Source organism: Microcystis sp. (genome assembly GCF_048564745.1).
Taxonomy (GTDB): Bacteria; Cyanobacteriota; Cyanobacteriia; order Cyanobacteriales; family Microcystaceae; genus Microcystis; species Microcystis ichthyoblabe_A.
The window spans coordinates 1-6617 of the sequence record NZ_JBLZRT010000079.1 but is presented as its reverse complement, the minus strand read 5'-3'; the positions used below and the strand labels follow the sequence as shown (position 1 = coordinate 6617).

Here is a 6617-nt window from a genome sequence, read left to right as displayed (position 1 = left end):
TTTATGGGCAGATATTTTAAAACTGTCTCTTGAAGCTAATTATGATGATTATCTTGAAAAAAAATGATAATTAGACAGAAGTTCTCTTGTTCACATAGAGAACTTTATCTTCTTTTGTTTTCAAAATGAGAATTGCTGGCTAATTAGGGCTGGCTGAATAATGGTAAAACCCTTGTTGGTTAAGACTTTTAGAGTTTTTGTAAATCAAAAAGTACCAGATATGGGAGTGATCGGGGGGAAAATTCCGGGACTTTTTCCCTGAAAATTAGGTAATTGACCCCTTCAAAATCGGTAAAACCCTACACCCCACACCCCACACCCGTTCGGCTGAGCTCACGGCCGAAGCCCACACCCTGCCCCCAAGAAAAACTTTTTCAGCAAACCCTAATTATGAGATGAGCGATGCAGGAAGAAAAAGCGATATTTAATATCAACAATACTTTTTATCGACCGGAGAGTAAAATCGTCCGAGATTTAGGAGTTTTAGGAGCGGCAATTGCTCAAAAAGAGCGAGGAAGTTTGCGCGTTTTAGAAGTAATGAGCGGCTCTGGTGTGCGAGCGCTCAGGTATTGGTTAGAAAGTGGTGCGGATTGGCTGTGGGTTAATGATGGTAATCCAGAAATTAAGCCAACTTTAGCCGCTAATTTAGAGAGTTTATTACAACAGAAACAAGGCAAAATAACCTATAAATCTGCTCAAGAAGTTCTCCTAGAATGTTATCTTGAAAAAGACTATTATGATCTAGTTGATATTGATGCTTTTGGTTCCCCTGCATCTCTGTTCAGTGCTATTCCTTTAGCCACTAAAATCGGTGGTTTAATTTATCTGACTAATACCGATGGACGGACGCTGACGGGTCATAATCTAGAAAATAGTTTAGCTGATTATGGAGCCTATGCTCGCAATCATCCGGCTGCCCACGAACAGGGATTAAGATTAATTATCGCCGGTTTGCAATTAGAATCAGCCCGGTTAGGTTTAGGAATTACGCCGATTTTTTCCTTCTTTTTTGGTCAAAGTTATCGGGTGATGGTGCGGTTAACGGCTAATAGACAATTAAATAGTCATAACTACGGTTTTCTCGGTTATTGTCATAGCTGCGGGGAATATCAATCAGTGCCTTGGCCGAAGTTAGGCAAGATAGTTTGTTCTGGGGACGGGCAACCTTTAACCTTAACTGGACCCTTGTGGTTAGGCAGTTTACATGATCGCCTTTATCTAGAAAAAATGGCAGATTTAGCCGATCAATGGCAGTGGAAAAAGGTAGTTAAATTGTTAGAAATAATGAGGGAAGAAAACGATTTTCCTCCCTATTTTTATAGCTTTCGGGAAATTGGTAGAAGGGGCAAATTAGATCTACCTAAAAGGGAAGATTTAATTGCAGCTCTCTTAGAACAAGGTTATCGAGCCGCTGCCACCCATATTAACCCGCAAGCGGTGAAAACTAACGCTTCTTTAGCCCAATGTATCGCACTACTCAAGGACTAATTAGTTAATACCAATAACTAGAACTTTGTTGGGGTTCCGGGGCAAAAGCTAACCAGTAGGGGAATTGTAAAAGAGCGAAATTCAGCCGTTCTTCGGTATCATCGATGATAATGAGCGGTGAATACTTATCGTCGATTAAACGTTCCGCTTTTTGAATTAAAGCTTCGGGAGACTCAAAGAGAACGATGCCGCGGTCAGGTCCAAAATCGGCGCGGGAAATGCCGAGACAATCTTGGAGACCGCGCCGCCATTCGCCTAAACGTTCGGGACTATTAGCCAGAACGAGAGAACGGAAGCGATCGCCCTGTAATTCCGCCATAATCGAGATAATTGCCGAAGCCACCAGAATATTTTGGAGACGGCTACCCATACCGCGAATCGTACCCCGGCCCCCCTGTTTAAAGAACCACTGTTGCACCCGTTCGGCGTGAATTGGTTCAAAAGTGCGCCGTAGTTGCCAAGGCGGACCGTAATAATCAGGACGACTGCGATAACGGTCTAAAAGAGCTTGGATGCGCTGATTTTGGTCAGAAAAGCCCTGTCTGGGGGTGGATTGTCCCACCGGTTCCGATTCATAACCCGAACGGTTAGAACGACGGGGTTCTTGCCAATTATCCCGGCCCTGGTTACTGGTACGGGGGGGACGGGGACTTTCTTCGCGATCATCCCGGCCTTGACTGCCACGGGATGGACGGGGGTTTTCCTCTCGTTCAGTTCGCAGGGGAGGTTCCACAGGTCGGGGGGATTTTTCGGGGGTTTCAAAACGGGGTAATTCCAATTGTTCGGCAGCCGCGGCCAAATCCTGTAAACTGCCCACCAGATAGTCTTTAAATCCCTGAACCCGCACGGCTATGTCCTGGGAGACTCCGGCGAAATTACTCCGCATTTCCTGCCGAATCCGCTCACGACGGCGTTCTAACTGTTCGATCGCCACTTCTAAAGCCTGTTTGCGTTGTTCTAGGTCTTTTACCCCTTCCTTGAGCATTCTTTCGATTTGAGCTTTGATATCCCCTAGTTCCTCGGCGATCAAGCGTTCTTTTTCCGCTTTTAATGCCGAGATTTCTGCCGCTAGGCTCTGTTTTTGCCGTTCTAGAGCCTCGATTTCTGCCCGCAGGGGTTGCGCTTGGGCTGTGGGAACTAATTCGCCTTCGGGGGCGGTTTCCGATGGCAGGGGATTCTCTACTGGGCGATCGTTCCAGAGATCATCAAAACTAAATTCTTCGACAGATTCATTGGGTAAGTCTGTCATTTTGTCAAGGGGTAAAACATTAAAATCTTCTGAAGTCATCGGCTTTAGAAATGCAGAGCGAACAGAGGGCTAAGGCAGGTAATTAAGTAAGTGGTTCTAATTAATAGACGATATATCTTGCCTTCGATCCCCCCTGCCCCCCTTAATAAGGGGGGTGCCGATAGGCGGGGGGATCTGACAATTTTTAACACCTACCCACTTAAGACGCTATTAGCTAGATTTTATTTTATCTCAATCTTAGTTCGCTTCTGAGTCGATCGCTGGCGATGCTGCTAAAGGACAGTATTTTTCGAGGCAGAGTCTCAGGGTTGCGCTGTCAAAGATAATCGGCAAAAAATGAATGCTGTTAATTTCTTTGAAATAAAACAGAATCGGGACTTTATTCCAGAAAATACGCCAATTTTGCCATTCTTGGTAGGGAAAGGAGCGAATTTGTTGCCCGGACAGATAGACATCTAAGGAAGTGGGGGTAAACTGGAGACGAATGCGGGTAGTCTGGAACATCAAGAATAGCCCTAACAGGGAGAAAATTATGCCGAGCCAGACCTGTAAAAAGAGTAAAGGCAGCGATAAAATTACCAAAAACAGGGGAATTCGATAGTTAGGAGCCAGTTCGATCGTTCCTGTTACTTCTTGCGGGGAAATAGTTTTCATCGGTGTCCCTATCGGCAGTCAGCCAAAATATCTTCGCTTCTAGTTTATCCCATTGTTTTTCGATAGGCGATCGAGATAATCGAGACTCGATCGGCGATGATCTGGAGGTGTCATGGCATCATAGAAGGAGACTTTACCCCCATAGGCACGCCGGAGATTAAAATCAGTTAAGACCTTAGATCTTTGATCGGCGAGGATCAATTCTTTATTTAAGAGGATTAAATCAGCAAAATGAGTGATAGATTCGCCTAAATCATGGTTAACCACCATGACAATTTTATTTTCTTGGGCTAACTCACCAAAGATATTAAAAAGAACCCCCTCGGTTTTTTGATCTACCCCAACGAAAGGTTCATCAAAACAGAAAATCTCCGCTTCTTGGGCCAAAGATCTGGCTAAAAAGACTCTTTGCTGTTGTCCCCCCGACAGCTGACCGAGGGGACGATGGCGTAAATCAGCCATTTCGACCCGTTCTAGGGCATTTAAAGCCTGTTGACGACTAATATGGGAAAAAGGACGAAACCAACCCGTTTTCCTGACTCTCCCCATCATCACCACATCCCAAGCGGTGACGGGATAAGTCCAGTCGATTTGAGATCTTTGGGGAACATAAGCGACTTTATCCAGTTGTTGCTGTAGAGATTGCCCTTGATAGTTAACGCTTCCCTGTTGTACGGGAATTAATCCTAGCATGGCTTTGATCAGGGTACTTTTACCCGCACCGTTGGGACCGATAATACCGGTTAATCGTCCTGGATAAATTTTCAGGGTGATATCCCGTAGGGCTTCCACGCCGCGATAATATACTCCTAGATGACTGACCGTAATTGTCCTTTGCATAGTTGTTACCCCGAGTCTCCATTTCTAGCATAACTAAAAATGAGACAATTATGAAGCAACCATGAAAAGATTATGAAAGATAGCCGGGGTGAGATCAATCGCCACTTAGTAAAGCTTCCACGAATTCGTAACTGGAAAAAGGCCGCAGATCCTCGATTCCTTCCCCAGCACCCACAAAGCGAATCGGGAGGTTAAGCTGACGCGCCACGGCAAGGGCAACACCCCCTTTAGCTGTACCATCGATTTTAGTCAGGATCACGCCGCTTAATTGGGCAGCTTCCGAGAAAACCTCTGCCTGTCGCAGCCCGTTTTGTCCTAAAGTGGCATCGAGAACTAGAAGGGATTCCACCACGGCACTCTCGGCTTTTTTGTCGATAATACGGCGAATTTTGCTTAATTCTGCCATTAAGTTCTTTTTATTCTGCAATCTTCCCGCCGTATCCACTAAGAGTAATTCTATCTCCCTGGATTTAGCAGCTTCGATGCCATCGTACACCACGGCGGCTGGGTCGGTATTTTTGCCCGGGTTGGCAATTACTTCGACTTGCGATCGCTCTCCCCAAACTTTCACCTGTTCCACGGCAGCAGCGCGAAAGGTGTCGGCAGCGGCGATTATACAACTATAGCCAGATTGTTTAGATAAATGGGCTAATTTGCCGATAGTCGTTGTTTTACCGACTCCGTTAACTCCTGTGAGCATCCAGATATTTAATTTGCCTTTTTCTGGCTCAAAACCGGGGTTGCTATAATTGGCTAAAGGTGCATCTAAAATCTCGCGGATAATTTCTTTGAGATATTCGATCGCTTTTTCGGGGGGCAAAGCTTCCTGTTTTAGCTTATTTTGGAGGGTAGTGATAATATAATCGGTGGCATCTACCCCCACATCGGCCTGAAGCAATAAAGCTTCGATTTCCTCCACCGCATCTTGATTGAGGGGACCCTGACCGACCACGGCCTTAAGCTGATTGACCAAGCTGCGGCGCGTTTTGCCTAAACCCTGACGCAATTTTTTTAACCAGGTGATTTCTTCTTCTGAAACGTCCTCTGCTTGTCGTCCCTGATTTGCTAAAACTTTGGCCGACCAGATAAAATCTTCATCTGGTTCTGTGGGGGTTTCGATGGCGGTTTCTTTGAGAATTTCGAGGCGATCAGATTTTTTCAGCCATGCGGGGGTATTATCCTCGGTTTCTTCTTCTTTAACTGGTTCTTCCTCTTGCGGAGGTTCCGTTTCAGCAATGGATGTTTCAGGGGTTTCGCTGACGACGGCCTCGGCCGTGGCTTTTTTCTCTTGAATATTTTTAAAGGCTTTTTTAGCCCAATCTAAATACTCTTCCTGACTGGTTGTCTCGCTAGTCGTCGGGGTTGCCTCGCTGGGGGTTTCCTCTACGGGTGCGGGGGGTGTTTGTTCTTGTTCGGGTTGGACTTTCTGACGACGGAACCAGTTAAACATAGGAGAAACTAAACATAAAACTATTTATCTAGTTTATCTTAACTCTTGAAGTGAGCAATTTTGATACTTAGATTTTTAATTATGGATTTCTCCGCATTTTTTGCCAGAGATTAAGGAAAAAATATGATCCGAGTAACTCAATTGATAACCTTGCTCAAGGATAACTTTATCTCTTTTTAGGGAAATGCTGTATCCTAGAAAATAGAATAGGAAGGAGAGTCAAAAATGTTAAGCGCTACTGAAACTAAATATTATACTCCCGAAGAATATCTAGCTCTGGAGGAAACATCCGAAGATAAAAATGAATATCGTCAAGGAGAAATTATCCCAATGGTAGGAGCCACCACGAATCACAATCAGATTTGTCTAAATTTTTGCCGTAATTTTCCCTTAAATATCAATAATCAAGATTATTATACCTATATGGAAACGGTGCGTTTATGGCTGTCAGATTATAGTATTTACACCTATCCCGATGTGATGGTGATTAAAGGTGAACCTCTCTATCAAGGGAATAGTCAATCTAACGTGATCAATCCTTTAATTATTGTCGAAGTTCTCTCCAATTCCACCCAAGCTTATGATCGAGGGGATAAGTTTAAATTCTATCGTTCCTTGCCAACTTTTCAGGAATATATTCTGATCGAACAATCTAGTTATAGTGTGGAACGTTACTATAAACAAAAGGATGATCAATGGTTAATTGATTTCGTCACGGGGGAAAATGCGGTTTTACAATTGCTGTCGGTGGATTGGCAGATTTCTTTTCAAGATTTATATCAAAGAGTAAATTTTGACCTAGCAGAAACCTAAAATTAAAAGAAAGGTGAAAAAGAGTCGCTATCAAGAAACTCATTATCTCAAAATAGCTAATCTTTTTTGGTATAATGGACGGACTACTATATGTTAAATCTATGGAAGCTCTAGATTTTTCCG

At 44.1% G+C, this 6617-nt stretch carries 6 protein-coding genes; 2 read left to right on the top strand and 4 right to left on the bottom strand.

Annotated elements, in window-relative coordinates:
- Positions 1–402: 402 nt before the first annotated feature.
- Entirely contained in the window at positions 403–1488 is a 1086-nt protein-coding gene (locus ACOCD9_RS10290; protein ID WP_287699816.1) for a tRNA (guanine-N1)-methyltransferase, read from the top strand.
- 4 nt (positions 1489–1492) lie between these two features.
- On the opposite strand, the gene ACOCD9_RS10285 is transcribed toward ACOCD9_RS10290, so the two are convergent.
- The 4 genes from ACOCD9_RS10285 to ftsY form a co-directional block, all read right to left on the bottom strand.
- Positions 1493–2776: a DUF3086 domain-containing protein gene (locus tag ACOCD9_RS10285; RefSeq protein ID WP_419547329.1), complete on the bottom strand. Its 1284-nt coding sequence runs from the start codon at positions 2774–2776 to the stop codon at positions 1493–1495.
- A gap of 198 nt (positions 2777–2974) precedes the next feature.
- On the bottom strand, positions 2975–3391 hold the full coding sequence (locus ACOCD9_RS10280; RefSeq protein ID WP_287699814.1) for a DUF3119 family protein: 417 nt from the start codon (positions 3389–3391) through the stop codon (positions 2975–2977).
- Positions 3392–3430: 39 nt separating this feature from the next.
- The gene (locus tag ACOCD9_RS10275; RefSeq protein ID WP_419547327.1) at positions 3431–4231 is read right to left on the bottom strand and encodes a metal ABC transporter ATP-binding protein; all 801 of its coding nucleotides are present in this window, start codon (positions 4229–4231) and stop codon (positions 3431–3433) included.
- Between the two features lie 94 nt (positions 4232–4325).
- Positions 4326–5681 carry a signal recognition particle-docking protein FtsY gene (ftsY, locus tag ACOCD9_RS10270; protein ID WP_271931406.1) on the bottom strand — a complete coding sequence of 452 codons (1356 nt, stop codon included), beginning with the start codon at positions 5679–5681 and terminating at the stop codon, positions 4326–4328.
- A gap of 225 nt (positions 5682–5906) precedes the next feature.
- Here ftsY and ACOCD9_RS10265 point away from each other — a divergent pair, with 225 nt between their 5' ends.
- Positions 5907–6494 (top strand): Uma2 family endonuclease, encoded by a 588-nt coding sequence (locus tag ACOCD9_RS10265; protein WP_072926815.1) that lies wholly within the window; start codon positions 5907–5909, stop codon positions 6492–6494.
- Positions 6495–6617: the final 123 nt, after the last annotated feature.